The following is an 18,345-nucleotide window of genomic DNA, read 5'->3' on the forward strand; positions in this document are numbered from 1 at the left end:
GCGCAAGACGGCGAAGCCCGCTTTGTCGCTGGCCAGCTTGGCCTTGGTGCGGTACTTGCCGTTGGGCTGCAGGGTGGCGAGGTCAAAGGTGTGTTTGGCGATGTCGATGCCGATGACGCTGGGCATGGATTCTCCTCTCGATCCGTTCAGACGCGATCATCACTGCACCCGGCCCAACCTTGTGAATGCGAGCTCAAGGCTCTGGATACCGTTCGGGCTGTTCGAGTGAGTGTGGAGGGGCGGAGCACTATCTACGTTGCAGGCTCGCGGCCTAAGGGTGGGCACGGCTTCCTATCCCTCCCCCGATGATCAGTCGGGGACTATGCCCCTGGGGTGGGGCTGTAGTCGAGATACAAGGGTGGGCCGGGCGGCGTTCCGCTTCAGCCCACCGCCTGGAGCGGTAGCGGGCTCGATTGCGGACGGGTGGGCGTCGCTTTTTACGTTGCACGGCAAGGGCCAAGGTGCTGGCCGTGGAGTTTTTCGCGAATGAATTCGCTCCCACCAGGTCTGGCCGGCGTACTACGCGGCGTGTGGGAGCGGTTTCAACCGCGATGGCGCTTGCAGCCGTAGCCCGGACTTCAGTCCGGGATTGCCGGGGGTACGGTCCCGGGCTGAAGCCCGGGCTACGGCGCTGCGTGCGTAGGGTGGGCCGGGCGGCGTTCCGCTTCAGCCCACCGCTTGGCGCTTCGGTCTCAGCGGCGCACCAGCAGCACGCCGGATTCCATGTGGTGGGTGTAGGGGAACTGGTCGAACAAGGCGCAGCGCTCGATGCGGTGGGTGTCGTGCAGCTGGGCGATGTTGGCGGCCAGGGTCTCCGGATTGCAGGAGATGTAGAGGATGCGCTCGAAGCGGCGGGTCAGCTCGCAGGTGTCCGGGTCCATGCCGGCGCGGGGTGGGTCGACGAACACGGTGCCGAACGCATAGCCCTTGAGGTCGATGCCGGCCAGGCGGCGGAAGGGCCGCACTCCATTGAGGGCCTCGGTCAGCTCCTCAGCGGAGAGGCGCACCAGGGTCACGTTGTCCACGCCGTTGTCAGCGAGGTTGGCCAGGGCGGCGTTGACCGAGGTCTTGCTGATTTCGGTGGCCAGCACCTGGCGGGCGCGGGTGGCCAGGGGCAGGGTGAAGTTGCCGTTGCCGCAGTACAGCTCCAGCAGGTCGTCCTGGCGCTCGCCCATGGCCTCGAAGGCCCAGGCCAGCATCTTCTGGCACACCTCGCCGTTGGGCTGGGTGAAGGCGCCTTCAGGCTGGCGGTAGCGGAAGGCGCGACCGGCGACGGTCAGCTCCTCTTCCACGTAGTCGCGGCCGATGACGATGCGCTTGCCCTTGGAACGGCCCACCAGGCTCACGCCCAGGTCGGCGGCGAGCGTCTCGGCCTCGGCCTTCCAGGCATCGTCCAGGGGACGGTGGTAGCAGAGGGTGATCAGCGCATCGCCCGACAGGGTGGTGAGGAACTCCACCTGGAACAGCTTGAACGACAGCACCTTGCTTGCCTGCCAGCCGGCCTTCAGGCGCGGCATCAGCTCGTTGATGCGGCGGCTGGCGATGGGGAAGTCCTCGATCAGCACCGGGGTGAACTTGTCGCCGGCCTCGAACATCGCGTAGTGGCGGTTCTCGTTGCCGGTCTCGCGCCACAGGCGGAACTCGGCGCGCAGGCGGTAGTGCTCCCGGGGCGAGTCGAACACCGCCGGTTCCGGCGCATCGAAGGGCGCCAGCAGGGCCTTGAGGCGCTCGGTCTTCTCGGCGAGCTGGGCGGCATAGGTGGACGGGTCGAACTGCGGGCGGCTCATGGGGCATTCACTCTGGGGATCGGGGCGGGCCATCCGAGGATGGCCCGCCTGGCTCAAAGGCGTGTTCGCCTAGCGGAAGTAGTCGTTACGGTTGGCGCCATCGAAAGCAGCCCTGTTTCAGGCAACAGCGCTTGAAACAACCTCCGTGAACCGCAGGGACACAAGTCGTTGCGCCCAAGCTTTTCGGCAAGCACCTTGTCGCCGATGGTCCGGTAGCCTTTTCTCACGCGGGTTTCCGAGGGGAAGCCCTTCCTACGCTTGCTGGTGACCTCGAATCGTCACCTGTTGGTCGTGGTGTTGCATGGTGCACCTCCCGTGCGTCGTGCGGCCCGATCATGCCCGGCGGGCCGCCTCCGGGTGCTTCCTCAGTGGAAGAAGCCCATCTTGATCACGAACAGCACCGCCAGGATCACCAGCGCCGGGCTCAGCTCGTTGAAGCGGCCGGCCAGGGCCTTGATGGCAGCCCAGGCGATGAAGCCGAAGGCGATGCCGTCGGCGATGGAGTAGGTGAAGGGCATCGCCAGGGCGGTGATCAGCACCGGGGCGGCGGTGGTCAGGTCGTTCCAGTCGATCTCGGCCAGGCCCGAGGCCATCAGCACGGCGACGAAGAACAGCGCCGGGGCGGTGGCGAAGGCGGGCACGCTGCCGGCCAGCGGGGAGAGGAACAGCGCCAGCAGGAACAGGATGGCGACCACGATGGCGGTGAGGCCGGTGCGACCACCGGCGCTGACGCCGGCGGCGGACTCGATGTAGCTGGTGGTGGTGGAGGTGCCCAGCAGCGAGCCGCCCATGGCGGCGGTGGAGTCGGCGATCAGCGCGCGGCCCATCTTCGGCATGTGTCCATCCTTGCCCATCAGGCCGGCCTTCTTGGCCACGGCGATGAGGGTGCCGGAGTTGTCGAACAGGTCGACGAAGAGGAAGGCGAAGATCACGCTGACCAGTCCGATTTCCAGCGCGCCCTTGATGTCCAGCTGCAGGAAAGTCGGTGCCAGGGAGGGCGGCATGGACACCACACCGCCGAACTTCGACACGCCCATGACGATGCCGGCCACGGTCACCGCGAGGATGCCGATCAGCACCGCGCCGGTCACCTTGCGCGCCTCCAGGGCGACGATCAGGAAGAAGCCGAGCACCGCCAGCACCGGCTCGGGCTTGGCCAGGTCGCCCAGGGTCAGCATGGTCACCGGGTGGGAGGCGACGATGCCGGCCTTCTGCAGGGCGATCAGCGCCAGGAACAGGCCGATGCCGGCGGCGATGGCCGAGCGCAGCTCCAGCGGGATGCTGTTGATGATCCATTCACGGATTCGGAAGATCGACAGCACGAAGAACATGCATGCCGAGATGAACACCGCGCCCAGGGCCACCTGCCAGGTGTGGCCCATGTGCAGCACCACGGTGTAGGTGAAGAAGGCGTTCAGGCCCATGCCCGGGGCGAGGGCGATGGGGTAGTTGGCGATCAGGCCCATGATGGTGGAGCCGATGGCCGCCGCCAGGCAGGTGGCGACGAACACCGCGCCCTTGTCCATGCCGGTCTCGCCGAGGATGTCGGGGTTGACGAAGAGGATGTAGGCCATCGTCAGGAAGGTGGTCAGGCCCGCGAGGACCTCGGTGCGCACGTTGGTGCCGTGCGCCTTGAGTTGGAACAGTCTCTCCAGCATGTGTGCTCCCCGTGACGTCTGCGCGTCGTGTTGGTCCGGACTGCATGCAGTCAAGCACAGCCCCTGCGGATCGGCGGACACGGCGACCGGCCTGGCCGTTCGTCGCAACCGAACCGGGCCGCCAGCCCGGAAAAAAAGGCGCGCATCATATCAGCTCGCCCGGCGCCGGAGCAGGCCTCTGCGGACGGACCGCCGGTCATCTCCGGACCTGCCGGGCGCTGGCCCTCAGTGCAGGCGGTCGCGCCTGGCCAGGGTGGGGAACAGCCTGATCCACAGGCCGGTGACCAGCAGGGTGCCGACCCCGCCCATGCCCACCGCCGGCACGGTGCCGAACCAGGCGGCGGTGACGCCGGACTCGAACTCGCCGAGCTGGTTGGAGGCGCCGATGAACAGGCCGTTCACCGCGCTGACCCGGCCGCGCATCTCGTCCGGGGTGTGCAGCTGCACGAAGGCCCCGCGGATCACCATGCTGATCATGTCCGCCGCGCCGAGTACCGCCAGCACCGCCAGGGAGAACCAGAAGGAGGTGGAGAGCCCGAAGGCGATGGTGGCGACGCCGAACACCCCCACCGAGGTGAACATGATCCGCCCCACGTTGCGCTCGATGGGGAAGCGCGCCAGCCAGAAGGACATCGCCAGCGCCCCCACGGCCGGCGCCGAGCGCAGCAGGCCCAGGCCCCAGGGGCCGGTGAGCAGGATGTCCTTGGCGAACACCGGCAGCAGCGCCGTGGCGCCGCCCAGCAGCACGGCGAAGAGGTCCAGGGAGATGGCGCCGAGGATATCCGGCCGGCTGCGGATGAAGCGGATGCCCGCTAGCAGCGACTCCAGGGAGGCGCGCTCCTTGTTCAGCACCTGCTGGCTGCTGGCCAGGCCCAGCACCAGCACGCAGGCGATGGCGTAGAGCACCGCCACCGGGCCGTACACCCAGAGGCTGCCCAGGGCGTAGAGCAGGCCGCCGAGGGCGGGGGCGACGATGGTCGCCGCCTGCATGGCCGATGCCGCGGCGGCCACCGCCCGGGGGAAGAGGTCGGCGGGCACCACGTTGGGCAGCAGGGCCTGGGTCGCCGGCATCTCGAAGGCCCGCGCGGCGCCGAGGGCGAAGGCGAGGACGAAGATCATCTCGCGGCTGACGTTGTCGGTGGCACTGCCGAACACCAGCGCCACCGCCACCAGCCCCTGCAGCACCTGGCACAGCGCGGCCACCCGGCGGCGGTCGTAGCGGTCCGCCACGTGGCCGGTGTGGAGCATGAACAGCACCCGCGGGAGGAACTCCACCAACCCCACCAGGCCCAGGTCCAGCACGCTGCCGGTCAGGGCGTAGAGGTGCCAGCCGATGGCCACGGTGAGCATCTGGAAGCCGCTGGCGGTGCACACGCGGGCCAGCCAGAACGCCAGGAAGGGGCGGTGATGGCGCAGGAGCAGGGGTTGGGACATGGCGGGAAAATGCTTAGGAAGCTACCGGACGCGCAGACTAGCACCGGCAGGCCCGCCGGTGAATGACCCGCAGCGAACGCCAGGGACCTGCCACGAATGCGCTGACGGGCGGAGCGGCCCGGGTGCGACGCGATGACTCTTGCGAGGGCGAAATCTTTCTGACCGTGTGGACAATTTTTCCTTGTATCGGCGGGACAGATGGATAGAATCTGACCCCCGAGTCAATACCCTCGACCTTTCCCTGGTTCGGCCCCGCGTGACGGGGCCGACGGATTTTCACGCACAAAGAAAAGGGGCCGGCCTGACCGAGACCCCGAGGAATGGGCATGTCCAACCGTGATTTTTCCCGCCGCGCCTTCCTGCAGGGCAGCGTCATCGCCGGTATCGGCGTCACGCTCGCCCCGCTGGGCAGCCCGGCCTTCGCTGCCTTGTTCGAAGACCGTGTCACCGCCTCGCCGCAACCCTGGTTCACCCCCAACGGCCAGGCCCGCGCCCGCATCGACGGCGTATCCAAGGCCTGCGGGGCGAAAGTGTTCGCCCGCGACATCCGCGCCCAGGACATGCCTGGCTGGCCGCGCCAGCAGGGCCACGCGATGCTGATCAAGGCCACCCGCGCCGACCACCTCTACGCCGGGCTCGACCTGTCCATGCTCGACGCCGGCCTGCAGCCGGACCGCGTGGTGACCGCCGCCGACCTCGCACGTGACGGCATCGCCTTCCCCGAAGGCCACAGCCCGGACCCGCTGCTGCCGGAAGGCCAGGTGCCGATGTTCATCGGCCACCCGGTGGCCCTGCTGATCTGGAATGACTTCGAGCGCTTCCGCCGGGCCAAGAACCTGCTGCGCTACAACGACAAGGTGGTGCGCTACGGCGCCCAGGCCCCGCTGTTCGAGCGCGACCCCTACGGCAGCTTCCGCTTCGTCCGCGTCGGCGGCGACACGCCCTACGAGGCGGACCGCTTCTCCAGCCTGAAGGACAGCATGCTGTTCCCCATCATCCGCCAGCGCAAACCGACCTGGAGCCAGCAGGCGGACATCAATGGCGACCTGACCCAGCAGGGCCTGTTCCACGCCCAGCAGATGGAACAGACCCTGGGCGCGCCGCCGGAAGGCTGGATGGTCTTCGACGAGCGCTACACCACCCAGTCCATCGAGCCGGCGGCCCTGGAGGCCGACAACGGCAACGGCTGGTACGACGCCGCCACCGGTACCTTGCACTTCGTGGTCGCGACCCAGTGCCCGTTCGAGGCCGCCGAGCAGACTGCCCACATGCTGGCGCCGTCGCGCTTCAAGGTGCGCAAGCTGAACATGCACCCCGGCTACACCGTCGGCTACGGCACCAAGGACAACAACATCTTCGTGTTCTACGCCGCCCTGGCCGCGATCTACGGTGAAGGCGTACCGGTACGCCTGGCCAACGACCGCTACGAGCAGTTCCAGAGCGGGATCAAGCGCCACCCCTTCGACATGCACTACCAGCTGGCGGTGAAGAAGGACGACCTGTCGTTCCAGATCTTCCGCGCCCACATGGACGTCGACGGCGGCGGCCGCATCAACTACAGCCCCTCGGTGGCCGCAGTTGGCGCCACGGCGGCGCAGTCCATCTACTACATGCCGCAGAGCGACCTGGCCGCCACCGCCTACCACTCCCGGGGCGTGGAGGCCGGCTCGGTGCGGGGCTACGGCACCCTGCAGACCATGGCCGCCACCGAGATGATGGTGGACGAGGTGGCCGAGCGCCTGGGCGTGGACGCCATCGAGCTGCGCCGCCGCAACGTCTTCAAGTCGGGCATGAAGAACACCCAGGGCGCCATTCCCGCCGGGGCCCTGCGCCTCGACGAGATCCTCGACAAGGCCGCCCAGCACGAACTGTGGAAGCAGCGTGACGCGCGCAAGCGCGAGGAAGAGGCCAAGGACCCGGACAACCTCTACGGCATCGGCTTCGCCATCTGCCAGAAGGACTTCGGCACCGGGGCGGAAGCGCCCATGGCCAGCCTGGAGTTCAATGCCGAAGGGCGGGTGTTCCTGCGCCAGATCGCCATCGACATGGGCACCGGCACCGCCACCTCCCAGGCCCTGCTGGTGGCCGACTACCTCGGCCACCCGGCCGACGAGATCCGCACCGGCGTCACCGAGTGGCCGGAGCTGGGCCTCACCACCAGCGGCAACCCCTACCTGATCAGCCAGGCCGAGCAGGACGCCGCCCTGAAGAACCCGCGCTGGGTCGGCAAGCTGGCTTCGCCGTCCTCGGCCACCAACTCCTCCTACTACTCCGGCCACGCCACCCGCGAAGCCGCGCGCGTGCTGTTCAACCACGGCCTGTGGCCGGCGGCCCTGGCCATCTGGGGCCGTGGCGAGTACGGCGGCCTGGCCAACCCCTACGTGGTGCGCCGCGAGGACGCACACTGGGTGGAGGGCAAGCTGACCGCCAACGGCCTGCCGCCGATCCCCTTCGAGCTGCTGGCGCACAAGGCCCACGAACTGGGCCTGGTCACCGGCGTCAGCGTCCACGGCTTCAACCGCTGGGCCTGGGCCGAGGCGGAGTTCGAGATCAACGGCAACCGCGACACTCTGCCCCTGGACGCCCTGGCCGTTAAGTACGGCGACGGCGCCCCGGCGGCCACCCGTGCGCGCATGAACCGCGACGGCTACCACCTGCTGGACCGCACCCGCGTGGAATACCCGCCGACCCAGCTGAACAACGCCATGGTCACCTACTACAGCCCCGTGGCCACCCTGGTGGAGGTCAAGGTGAACAAGGGCAGCGGCGAGGTCCGCGTGCTCAGCCACCACTCCTGGCTGGAATGCGGCCGGGTGATCGTGCCCGAGCTGGTCCGTGGCCAGCTCGAAGGCGGCATCGCCATGGGCATCGGCCACGCCCTGCTGGAGGAGATGCCCCGCTACGAGGGCGGCCCCGGCGAGGGCACCTGGAACTTCAACCGCTACGTGCTGCCGCGCGCCAAGGATTGCGCCGTGTGGAACCAGAGCGCCGAGATCCTCCCGCCGCTGTCGCCGAGCGACCCGGCCAAGGGCATCGCCGAGGTGGTGATGATCCCGGTGGTCGGCGCCATCGTGAACGCCGTCGCCCATGCCACCGGCAAGCGCCTGCGTGACCTTCCCCTGAACCCCGCCCGCATCAAGGAGGCCCTCCATGGCTGATCGCGCGCTGAGCATGACCGTCAACGGCCAGGCCGTCGGTCCCCATGACGTGGCGGACGACCTGCCGATGATCGACTACCTCCACGAACACCTGAACCTCACCGGCTCGCGCCTGGGTTGCGGCCAGGGCATCTGCCACGCCTGCGTGGTGATCCTCGACAACCCGGACGGCACCAGCGAGGAAGTGCGCACCTGCATCACCGGCGCCCACTACTTCGCCGGCAAGCGCGTGCGCACCATCGAGGGCCATGCCCGCCGCGACGCCCAGGGCGCCGTGAGCGAGCTGAACCCGGTGCAGCAGAAGTTCGTCGACCGCTTCGCCTTCCAGTGCAGCTACTGCACCCCCGGCTACGTCAACGCTGCCACCGTGCTGGTGGAGAAGGCCCAGCGCCAGCCCATCCCCCGCAGCCAGGTGGAAGACGCCATCGAGCAGGCCCTGGGCAGCCACATCTGCCGCTGCACCGGCTACGTGCGCTACTACGAAGCCGCAGCGGAAGTGCTGGAAGACCTCGGACTGGTGAAGGAAGGCTGAGCATGAAAGCACTGATGATCGCGGCGGGCCTGACCCTGCCGCTGCTGGCCAGCGCCGCCGACGCCTCCCGGGACGCGGCGCAGATCGAGCACGGGCGCTACGTCGCCCGGGCCGCCGACTGCGTGGCCTGCCACAGCATCGAGGGCGGCGCGCCCTACGCCGGCGGGCTGCCGCTGGCCTCGCCGTTCGGCACCATCTACGGCACCAACATCACCCCGGACAAGGAACACGGCATCGGTAGCTACAGCGCCGACGACTTCTTCCGCGCCCTGACCGAGGGCGAGAAGCCCGACGGCACCAAGCTCTACCCGGCGATGCCCTACACCTCCTACCACCTCATCAGCCGCGAGGACTCCGACGCCCTCTACGCCTACCTGATGAGCCTGGAGCCGATCGCCCGGCCGAGCCCGAAGACCGAGCTGGCCTTTCCCTTCAACCTGCGCTTCGGCCTGTCCTTCTGGAACATGCTCTACAAGAACCGCGTGCAGCTGGAGCCGGCGGACGGCAAGAGCGAGCAGTGGACGCGCGGCCAGTACCTGGTGGACGTGCTCGGCCACTGCGGCGAGTGCCACACCCCGCGCAACGCCCTGGGCGCCCTGCAGCAGGAACAGCGCCTGGAAGGCGGGGTGATCCTCGGCTACCTGGCGCCGAGCCTGAAGGCTGATGACATGGCTGCGCGGGGCTGGAGCACCGAGGACCTGGCCACCTTCCTGCGCCACGGCGTCAGCGCCCAGGGCACGGTGTTCAACGAGATGTACCCGGTGCTGCACCACAGCCTGCAGTACCTGCCGGAGGTGGATCACAAGGCCATGGCGGTGTTCCTCATGGGCGACCAGCCACCGGCCCCGGCAGTCATCGCCACCCGCCCGCTGGCGGAGCTGAGCCCCAGCGCCCAGGCCGGTCGGCAGGACTACCTGAACGTCTGCGCCGGTTGCCACGGCGCCGAAGGGCAGGGCATCCCCCACGTGGCGGTGGCCATGGCCGGCAACACCACCCTGCGCCAGGCCGACTCGCGCAACCTGCTGCGGGTGATCGACGACGGCATCCGCGAGCAGCAGTTCACCGGCTTCGAGCGGATGCAGCCGATGCCCGGTTTCAGCGATAAACTCGACGACCCGCGCCTGCGCGACCTGCTCAACTACCTGCGCCAGACCTGGGGCGGGCTCGATGACGAGCTGACCCTGGAGCAGGTGAAAGTCCTGCGCGCGGACGTGCCCACCCACTGATAGGTCCCCGTCGATGCAACACCTCGATCTGCTGGTCGTGCGCAAGGCCCTGGAATGGTCGGTTTCCGGGCGCACGGTGTGGCTGTGCACCGTGCTCGCCACCTACGGCTCGGCACCCCGCGCGCCGGGTTCGCTGCTGGCGGCCACCGCCGACGGCCACTGGATCGGCTCGCTGTCCGGCGGCTGCGTGGAGGATGACTTCCTCGAACGCCTGGCCGCCGGTGTCTTCCAGCGGCCGGTGCAGGTGGTGCGCTACGGCGACGGCAGCGACACCCACGCGTCCATCCGCCTGCCCTGCGGCGGCATCCTCGACGTGCTGGTGGAACGCCTGCCGGCGGACTGCGAGACCCAGGCGCACCTGCGCGAGCTGGAAGGCGCCCTGGCCGGCCAGCGCCGGCTGATCCGCGAGGTGGCCCTGGGCGATGGCACGCGCCGCCTGCTGCCGGACCGCGACCAGGGCCCCCGGGTGCTGCGCGAGGCCGAGCGGGTGCAGTTGCGCGTCGGCGCGGCCCAGCGCCTGCTGCTGGCGGGCTACTCCAGCGTGGCCCATGTGTGCGCCGAGTTCGGCCTGAGCCTGGGCTTCGAGGTGGTGCTCTGCGACCCCCGCGAGGAGGCGCTGCAGGGCGTCGAACTGCCGGGTGTGGAGATCCGCCGTGAGCTGCCCTCGGAATACATCCGCCTGGGTGGCTGCCACGCTGACACGGCGGTGGTGGCGCTGACCCACGACCCGAAGATCGACGACCTGGCGATGATCGAGGCGGTGCGCACCGAGGCCTTCTACATCGGTGTGATGGGCTCCATGGCCACCAGCGCCAAGCGCCTGGAGCGCCTGCGCCGGGTGGGCGGGCTGTCGGAGGCGGAGATCGCCCGGATCATCGCCCCCATCGGCCTCAACCTCGGCAGCAAGACCCCGGCGGAAATCGCCCTGGCGGTGATGGCGGACATCGTCCGTGTGCGCAGCGGGGTTGCCCGCGAGCGGGTGTGAGTACCTGGCTCCCGTAGCCCGGGCTTCAGCCCGGGGCTGTCCCACTCGGCAGCGGCCTGGGCAGCCTGGCGGCTGCCATCGCGAATAAATTCGCTCCCACGCTTGTACCCTGCCGTCCTTGCCGGGGTGAACGGCCTTGTTCCCGGGCTGAAGCCCGGGCTACGTTTCGCGCCTGCACATTCAAATTCGCCCCTTTCGTCCGAACCCCTGGAGTGCTTATGCCCAAGGTCGTCGCCCTTATCCTCGCTGCCGGTTTCGGCACCCGCTTCGGCAGCGACAAGCGCCAGACTGCGCTGGGGGACGGTCGCACCCTGCTGGCTGCCAGCCTGGCGCGGGCGGAGGCGGTGTTCGACGAGGTGCACCTGGTGCTGCGGCCCGAGGACGATCCGGCCCGCCTGGGCGTGCCCGACAGGGTGCGGATCATCCGTTGCGAGGACGCGAACCAGGGCATGGGCCACAGCCTGGCGGCCGGCGCACGCGCCCTGGCCGGTCACCCCGCCGAGGCGCTGGCGGTGCTGCTGGGGGACATGCCCTGGATCACCGAGGCCAGCCTGCGGGCACTGCAGGCCCAGGCGGCACCCGGGCGCATCGTGTTTCCCCGCTACCAGGGCGAACGTGGCCACCCGGTGCTGTTCGGGCGGGACTTCTGGGCGGAGCTGCAGGGCCTGGGCGGCGACCAGGGCGCCCGCCCGGTGCTGCAGGCCCACCCGGGTGCCTGCATGGCGCTGACGCTGGACGACCCCGGTGTGCTGCGCGACGTGGACCACCCCGACGCCCTCCGCTCCGACTAGCCATGCAGCCGCTCAAGGACGGCGCCGCACCGTGCGTGCTGCGGCGTTCGGTCGCGCGGCAGCCTGTCGCGCGGCAACGAACCACAGCAACCCCTGCGCTACGCTTGGTTAATCTTCAAGCGCATTGATCCGCATCAATAAGTCGTGGGCGGAAATGGTATTGGGCTGTCCGGCCCGCCCCCCGCCCGCCTGCGATTCCATAAGAACAATTACGACCTGGCGCGGTTCCAAGTGCGATGGAACCCGCTGGCCCGTGCCTGTTTCAACCTGATTAGAGGAATCGTCATGTTCGGTTTGGAGGCTCTCGATCTTGCCCGAATGCAGTTCGCCTTCACCGTGTCCTTCCACATCATCTTCCCGGCCATCACCATTGGCCTGGCGAGCTACCTCGCCGTGCTGGAAGGCCTGTGGCTGAAGACACGGCAGGAGGTCTACCGCGACCTGTACCACTTCTGGTCGAAGATATTCGCCGTCAACTTCGGCATGGGCGTGGTGTCCGGCCTGGTAATGGCCTATCAGTTCGGCACCAATTGGAGTGCGTTCTCCGACTTCGCCGGCTCGGTGACCGGGCCGCTGCTGGCCTATGAGGTGCTCACCGCGTTCTTCCTGGAGGCCGGCTTCCTCGGTGTGATGCTGTTCGGCTGGAACCGTGTCGGCCCCGGCCTGCACTTCTTCTCCACGGTGATGGTGGCCATCGGCACGCTGATCTCCACCTTCTGGATCCTCGCCTCCAACAGCTGGATGCAGACGCCCCAGGGCTTCGAGATCGTCGACGGCCGGGTGATCCCCACCGACTGGTTCGCTGTGGTGTTCAACCCGTCCTTCCCCTACCGCCTGATGCACATGGCCACCGCCGCCTTCCTCGCCACGGCGTTCTTCGTCGGCGCCTCGGCGGCCTGGCACCTGCTGCGCGGCCGGGACAACCCGGCGATCCGCAAGATGCTCTCGATGGCCATGTGGATGGCGCTGATCGTGGCGCCTGTACAGGCCTTCATCGGCGACCTGCACGGCCTCAACACCCTCAAGCACCAGCCGGCGAAGATCGCCGCGATGGAAGGCCACTGGGACAACAGCCACGGTGAGGCGACCCCGCTGATCCTCTTCGGCTGGCCGGACATGGAGCGCGAGGAAACCCGCTTCAAGGTGGAAATCCCCTACCTCGGCAGCCTGATCCTGACCCACAGCCTGGATAAGCAGGTGCCGGCGCTGAAGGAGTTCCCCAAGGAAGACCGGCCGAACTCCACGGTGGTGTTCTGGTCCTTCCGCATCATGGTGGCCCTGGGCCTGGCGATGATCCTCGCCGGTGTCTGGAGCCTGTGGCTGCGCTGGCGCGGCGGGCTGTTCAGCTCCCGGCCGTTCCTCTACTTCTGCCTGTGGATGGGCCCCTCCGGGCTGATCGCCATCCTCGCCGGCTGGTTCACCACCGAGATGGGCCGCCAGCCCTGGGTGGTCTACGGGCTGATGCGCACCAGCGAGGCGGTGTCCCAGCACAGCGTGGCCCAGCTGAGCCTGACCCTGGTGATGTTCGTGGTGGTCTACTTCGCCGTCTTCGGCGCCGGCTTCGCCTACCTGATGCGCCTGGTGCGCAAGGGCCCGGTCACCGACGAGGGCAAGGAGCAGGGCACGGGCGGCCCCGGCCAGCAACGCACCCCGGCGCGGCCCCTCTCGGCGGCCGACGAATCGGCGGACGATGACACCAGCGGCGATGCGCTGGGAACGAGGAATTGAACATGGGTATCGACCTTTCTCTGATCTGGGCCGTGATCATCATCTTCGGCGTGATGATGTACGTGGTGATGGACGGCTTCGACCTCGGCATCGGCATCCTCTTCCCCTTCGTCAAGGACGACACCGAGCGCGACGTGATGATGAACACCGTGGCGCCGGTGTGGGACGGCAACGAGACCTGGCTGGTGCTGGGCGGGGCGGGGCTGTTCGCGGCCTTCCCGCTGGCCTACTCGGTGGTGCTCTCGGCGCTGTACCTGCCGCTGATGTTCATGCTCATCGGGCTGGTGTTCCGCGGCGTGGCCTTCGAGTTCCGCTTCAAGGCCAAGCCCGCCAAGCGCCACCTGTGGGACAAGGCCTTCATCGGCGGCTCCATTGCCGCCACCTTCTTCCAGGGCGTGGCCCTGGGCGCCTACATCGAGGGCCTGCCGGTGGTGAACCGCGCCTATGCCGGCGGCTCCCTGGACTGGCTGGCGCCGTTCCCGCTGTTCTGCGGCCTGGGGCTGATCGCCGCCTATGCGCTGCTGGGCTGCACCTGGCTGATCATGAAGACCGAAGGGCGCCTGCAGCAGCAGATGCATGACCTGGCGCGGCCGCTGGTGCTGGTGCTGCTGGGCATCACCGGCATCGTCAGCGTGTGGACGCCGCTGGCCCACGAGGCCATCGCCCAGCGCTGGTTCAGCCTGCCCAACCTGTTCTGGTTCCTGCCGGTGCCGATCCTGGTGCTGATCTGCACCTGGGCGCTGCTGCGGGCGGTGGCGAACAACGCCAACCACCTGCCGTTCGTGCTCACACTGGTGCTGATCTTCCTCGGCTACAGCGGCCTGGGCATCAGCCTGTGGCCGAACGTGATCCCGCCGGCGGTAAGCGTCTGGGATGCCGCGGCGCCGCCGCAGAGCCAGGGCTTCGCGCTGGTGGGGGCGCTGTTCATCATCCCGTTCATCCTCGTGTACACGGCGTGGAGCTACTACGTGTTCCGCGGCAAGGTCACCCCGGACCAGGGCTACCACTGATGGACAGGAGAGCGACCATGAACCTCGACGACACCCCGAAGAAGCCCCTGTGGCAACGCCTGGGCTGGCTGGTGGGCATCTGGGCCCTCAGCGTCCTGGCCCTCGGCGTGGTGGCCTACCTGCTGCGCATGGTGATGACGGCAGCGGGGCTCAGCACCCACTGAGCAGCCCGGTCGCGGCGCCGAGCATTCCCGGACTGAAGTCCGGGCTACGGTCGGCGCTGCGTCGTGTGTGCTTCATGTCGTGCGCCAAGCTGCGGAGTTTCGTCTGGCGCAGGGTGAATGCCGCTCTTTGCATCCACCGTGCTGGGCTAGGCGCGGCGGGTTGGTGGATCGATGAAGCGCGATCCACCCTACGGCTGTAGCCGGGCGCGGCGACGAACATTCCCGGACTGAAGTCCGGGCTACGGTCGGGCGCTGCGTCGTGTGTGCTTCATGTCGTGCGCCAAGCTGCGGAGTTTCGTCTGGCCTAGGGTGGATGCCGCTCTTTGCATCCACCACGCGGGGCTCGGAGCGGCGTGGTGGTGGATCGGTGAAGCGCGATCCACCCTACGGCTGCAGGCTACGCGCCCGTAGGATGGCGCTGAGCGCAGCGATGCCCATCAATCCGCGCGCACCCTGTCCCGCCCTTCTTACTTGCTGGCTTTGAGGATCACGAACTTCGGCGTGGCGGCGACCTGTTCGACGCCCCGGAACAGCCGCTTGAGCTTGGCGTGGTAGCCCAGGTGGCGGTTGCCGACGATCCACAGCTCACCCCCCGTCACCAGCGCGTTGCGCGCCTGCACGAACATCCGCCAGGCGAGGAAGTCGCCCACCACCTGCTGCTGGTGGAACGGCGGGTTGCACAGCACCAGGTCCAGTGAGTCCGCCGGCTGCTCGGCCAGCCCGTCGCCGGCGCGGATGTCCGCCGGGCGCTCGCCGAGGGCCGCCTGCCAGTTTTCCCGGGCCGATTGCACGGCCATGTAGGACTCGTCCACCAGCGTCAGCTCGGCCTCGGGGTTGGCCAGGGCGTAGGCGATGCCGAGGATGCCGTTGCCGCAGCCGAGGTCGGCGGCTCGCACGCGGGCCAGACCGCGCGGCAGGTGCGGGAGGAAGGCGCGGGTGCCGATGTCCAGCCCGTCGCGGCAGAACACGTTGGCGTGGTTCAGCAGTTCCACGCGCGGTTCGTCCAGCCGGTAGCGGGTCGGGTAGGGCGAGGCGACGAACGGCTTCGCTTCCGGCGTGGCGATCAGCAGGCGCGCCTTCTTAACTGCCAGAGAGGGCTGCATCGGGCCGATGTACTTCGCCAGCAGGTCGCCGGCGGCATGGGGCAGGTGCTTGACCATGCCGGCGGCCACCACCTGGGCGCCGGGGGCCAGTTGGCCGTGCAGGCGGATGAGCTGTTCCTCCAGCAGGGCGAGGGTCTTGGGCACGCGGATCAGCACCCGGTCGAACGGCCCGCTGAGCGGCTCGCTGGCCGGTACGAAGCGCACCGGGGCGCCCTCCAGGCCGTTGCGCGCGAGGTTGCGTGAGAGGCCGAGGAAGCCCAGGTGCGAGTCACCGCTGCTGGTGACCTGCAGGTGCGGAGCGAGGCTGGCGGCGAGGGCGCCGAAACTGTCGTTGAGGACCAGGACGCGGGTGTCGGGTGACGGCGCCTGGGCATGGAGGTGGTTGAGCAGGTACTCGTCAGCGGCGTCGAAGGCCTGCAACGGCTCGCCCTGCTGGTCGGGTACGCGGACAAGGTCGAGCTGGGCGAAAGGGGTTACCAGGAGGGCCATGAAAGAATCTGCTGAAACTGAGAGGTGGTTGGGGAAACCGGCGCTTGTCTATTGCCCCGATATCACTAGAATTCCGCGCTTCCGCTGCGGCGGGCCCGGACGGGCCCCGTGCGCCAAGGCGGCACCAATAATAACCAGGCCTCGGGCTTTTCTCTGCCCTGAACGACCTGGTACGCCGTTTGACGGTGCGAATCCGCTGGTTGGGGGCGGGTCGACCACCGAACCACACATCGAATCCGGACGGGGCTCGCGCCTTCCTGCGCGGGCTTCGCCGTTTCCATTTGCATAGGTGCTTGCATGTACAGGTCTCTGCTGGGGGCGGTCTTCGCCTCGCTGTTCGTCTTTTCCAATGCGGTGCTGGCCGACGAGCCGGTGCTGATCAAGTTCTCCCACGTGGTGGCCGAGGACACCCCCAAGGGCAAGGGCGCCCTGCTGTTCAAGAAGCTGGTGGAAGAGCGCCTGGCCGGCAAGGTGAAGGTCGAGGTCTACCCGAACTCCACCCTCTTCGGCGATGCCAACGAGATCGAGGCGCTGAAGAAGGGCGAGGTGCAGATGCTGGCGCCGTCGCTGTCCAAGTTCGAGGCCTACACCAAGCAGCTGCAGGTGTTCGACCTGCCGTACCTGTTCGACGACCTGGAGGCGGTGAAGCGCTTCCAGAAGCGTGAGAAGAGCCGCGAGCTGCTGCGCTCCATGTCCAAGGACGGCATCTACGGCCTGGGCTACTGGAACAACGGCATGAAGGTGATGACCGCCAGCCGCGAACTGCACAAGCCCGAGGACGCCAAGGGCCTGGCCTTCCGTATCCAGCCCTCCTCGGTGCTGGAGTCCCAGTTCGCCCAGCTCGGTGCCACCACCGTGAAGATGCCTTTCGCCGAGGCCTTCAAGGCCCTGCAGGCCGGCACCATCCAGGGCACCGAAGGCCCCTGGTCGAACGTGGCGACCCAGAAGATCGACACCGTGCAGCCCTACGTGATCGAGACTGGCCATGGTTCGATCAGCTACATGCTGATCACCAACCACAAGTTCTGGATCGGCATCCCCTACGAGACCCGCACCGAGCTGGAAGCGATCATCGACGAGGTCACCGCCCAGGTGAACAAGGAAGCCGAGGCGATGAACGAGAAGGACCGCGAGAAGGTGATCGCCGCCGGCAAGGCCAAGGTCATCACCCTCACCCCCGAGGAGCGCGAGGCCTGGCGCCAGGCGATGATGCCGGTGTGGAAGAAGTACGAGGCCGAGATCGGCGCCGACGTGCTGCGCGCCGCGCAGACCGTTAACCGCAAGCGCTGATGCCTCCCGGCTGTCCGCCTTCCGGCGGATAGCCACATGGCCCGCGGGTGTTTGCCGGGCCTGCTTTGCGCGAGACTGGCGCGGTATCCGACCCGGAGCCGTGCCATGTCCGCCAGCGACGAGAAGTTCACCCGCCAGACCCTCCGTGAGGTCCGGCCCCTCACCCAGAACCTGTTCACCCTGCGCACCACCCGTGACCCGGGCTTTCGCTTCCGCGCCGGCCAGTTCGCCCGCCTGGGCGTGACCAAGGCCGATGGCAGCACAGTGTGGCGGGCCTATTCGATGGTCTCGGCGCCCCATGACGAGTTCCTCGACTTCTTCTCCATCGTCGTGCCCGGCGGCGAGTTCACCTCCGAGCTGAGCCGGCTGGCGGTGGGCGACACCCTGCTGGTCGACAAGCAGGCCTTCGGCTTCCTCACCCTCGACCGCTTCGTCGACGGCCGCGACCTCTGGCTGCTGGCCACCGGCACCGGCGTGGCGCCGTTCCTGTCGATCCTGCAGGACCTGGAGGTGTGGCAACGCTTCGAGCGCATCGTGTTGGTGTACAGCGTGCGCCACGCGGCGGAGCTGGCCTACCAGCCGCTGATCCACGGCCTGGCGGGGCTGGAGTACCTGGAAGGCGTGGCCGAGAAGTTCCTCTACCTGCCCGTGGTCACCCGCGAGGCCCACCCGGGCGCCTTGGGTGGGCGCATCACCACCCTGATCGAGAACGGCGAACTGGAGCGCGCTGCCGGGCTGCCACTGGAGCCGGAGCACTCGCGGGTAATGCTCTGCGGCAACCCGCAGATGATCGAGGACATCCGGGCGGTGCTGAAGGCGAGGGGGATGAACCTGTCGCTGAGCCGGCGGCCGGGGCAGGTGGCGGTGGAGAATTACTGGTAGGGGGTGTGTCGCTTATCACTTCGGAACCCAGCGGATTACCGGGGTTTGTGGGGGCTTCCTGTTTCGCCCAAACGAAAACCGGCGCCCTGGGGCGCCGGTGAGTGGAGC

The 18,345-nt window shown here is 68.2% G+C and carries 15 protein-coding genes; 10 read left to right on the forward strand and 5 right to left on the reverse strand.

Translation table 11 applies throughout. The annotated features are described in order from the left end of the window. Positions 1-692: 692 nt before the first annotated feature. The 4 genes from trmA to BM198_RS23660 form a co-directional block, all read right to left on the reverse strand. Positions 693-1,787 (reverse strand): tRNA (uridine(54)-C5)-methyltransferase TrmA, encoded by a 1,095-nt coding sequence (gene trmA / locus BM198_RS23650; protein ID WP_074972915.1) that lies wholly within the window; start codon positions 1,785-1,787, stop codon positions 693-695. A gap of 53 nt (positions 1,788-1,840) precedes the next feature. Further along, positions 1,841-2,014 (reverse strand): SEC-C metal-binding domain-containing protein, encoded by a 174-nt coding sequence (locus BM198_RS30810; RefSeq protein ID WP_139233700.1) that lies wholly within the window; start codon positions 2,012-2,014, stop codon positions 1,841-1,843. Positions 2,015-2,152: 138 nt separating this feature from the next. Next, positions 2,153-3,445: an NCS2 family permease gene (locus BM198_RS23655; RefSeq protein WP_074972917.1), complete on the reverse strand. Its 1,293-nt coding sequence runs from the start codon at positions 3,443-3,445 to the stop codon at positions 2,153-2,155. Positions 3,446-3,670: 225 nt separating this feature from the next. Next, positions 3,671-4,879, reverse strand: a complete 1,209-nt coding sequence (locus BM198_RS23660) for an MFS transporter (RefSeq protein ID WP_074972919.1) — start codon at positions 4,877-4,879, stop codon at positions 3,671-3,673. 326 nt (positions 4,880-5,205) lie between these two features. Between BM198_RS23660 and BM198_RS23665 the strand changes: the two genes are divergently transcribed. The 8 genes from BM198_RS23665 to BM198_RS23700 all read left to right on the forward strand — a co-directional run bounded on the left by BM198_RS23665 (position 5,206) and on the right by BM198_RS23700 (position 14,473). Continuing rightward, positions 5,206-8,037: a xanthine dehydrogenase family protein molybdopterin-binding subunit gene (locus tag BM198_RS23665; protein WP_074972921.1), complete on the forward strand. Its 2,832-nt coding sequence runs from the start codon at positions 5,206-5,208 to the stop codon at positions 8,035-8,037. After that, positions 8,030-8,569, forward strand: coding sequence for a (2Fe-2S)-binding protein (locus BM198_RS23670; protein WP_044410561.1), 540 nt, complete (start codon positions 8,030-8,032; stop codon positions 8,567-8,569). The genes BM198_RS23665 and BM198_RS23670 overlap by 8 nt, the downstream gene beginning before the upstream one ends. 2 nt (positions 8,570-8,571) lie before the next feature. Further along, a complete protein-coding gene (locus BM198_RS23675; RefSeq protein WP_074972923.1) occupies positions 8,572-9,795 on the forward strand; it encodes a cytochrome c in 1,224 nt (407 codons plus the stop codon). A 13-nt stretch (positions 9,796-9,808) separates the two neighbouring features. Further along, a complete protein-coding gene (locus BM198_RS23680; RefSeq protein WP_074972925.1) occupies positions 9,809-10,780 on the forward strand; it encodes an XdhC family protein in 972 nt (323 codons plus the stop codon). A 218-nt stretch (positions 10,781-10,998) separates the two neighbouring features. Continuing rightward, positions 10,999-11,571: a nucleotidyltransferase family protein gene (locus BM198_RS23685; protein WP_074972927.1), complete on the forward strand. Its 573-nt coding sequence runs from the start codon at positions 10,999-11,001 to the stop codon at positions 11,569-11,571. Between the two features lie 285 nt (positions 11,572-11,856). Beyond that, positions 11,857-13,299 (forward strand): cytochrome ubiquinol oxidase subunit I, encoded by a 1,443-nt coding sequence (locus BM198_RS23690; RefSeq protein ID WP_069564029.1) that lies wholly within the window; start codon positions 11,857-11,859, stop codon positions 13,297-13,299. A 2-nt stretch (positions 13,300-13,301) separates the two neighbouring features. Further along, positions 13,302-14,309 (forward strand): cytochrome d ubiquinol oxidase subunit II, encoded by a 1,008-nt coding sequence (gene cydB, locus BM198_RS23695; RefSeq protein WP_069564030.1) that lies wholly within the window; start codon positions 13,302-13,304, stop codon positions 14,307-14,309. Positions 14,310-14,326: 17 nt separating this feature from the next. Next, a complete protein-coding gene (locus tag BM198_RS23700) occupies positions 14,327-14,473 on the forward strand; it encodes a DUF2474 domain-containing protein (protein ID WP_069559907.1) in 147 nt (48 codons plus the stop codon). A 467-nt stretch (positions 14,474-14,940) separates the two neighbouring features. On the opposite strand, the gene BM198_RS23705 is transcribed toward BM198_RS23700, so the two are convergent. Next, entirely contained in the window at positions 14,941-16,065 is a 1,125-nt protein-coding gene (locus BM198_RS23705) for a methyltransferase (RefSeq protein WP_074972929.1), read from the reverse strand. 297 nt (positions 16,066-16,362) lie between these two features. Here BM198_RS23705 and BM198_RS23710 point away from each other — a divergent pair, with 297 nt between their 5' ends. Then, a complete protein-coding gene (locus BM198_RS23710) occupies positions 16,363-17,355 on the forward strand; it encodes a TRAP transporter substrate-binding protein (protein ID WP_074972932.1) in 993 nt (330 codons plus the stop codon). Positions 17,356-17,460: 105 nt separating this feature from the next. Beyond that, entirely contained in the window at positions 17,461-18,237 is a 777-nt protein-coding gene (locus BM198_RS23715) for a ferredoxin--NADP reductase (protein ID WP_074972934.1), read from the forward strand. Positions 18,238-18,345: the final 108 nt, after the last annotated feature.

The sequence above is a fragment of the Metapseudomonas otitidis genome (assembly GCF_900111835.1).
GTDB lineage: Bacteria > Pseudomonadota > Gammaproteobacteria > Pseudomonadales > Pseudomonadaceae > Metapseudomonas > Metapseudomonas otitidis.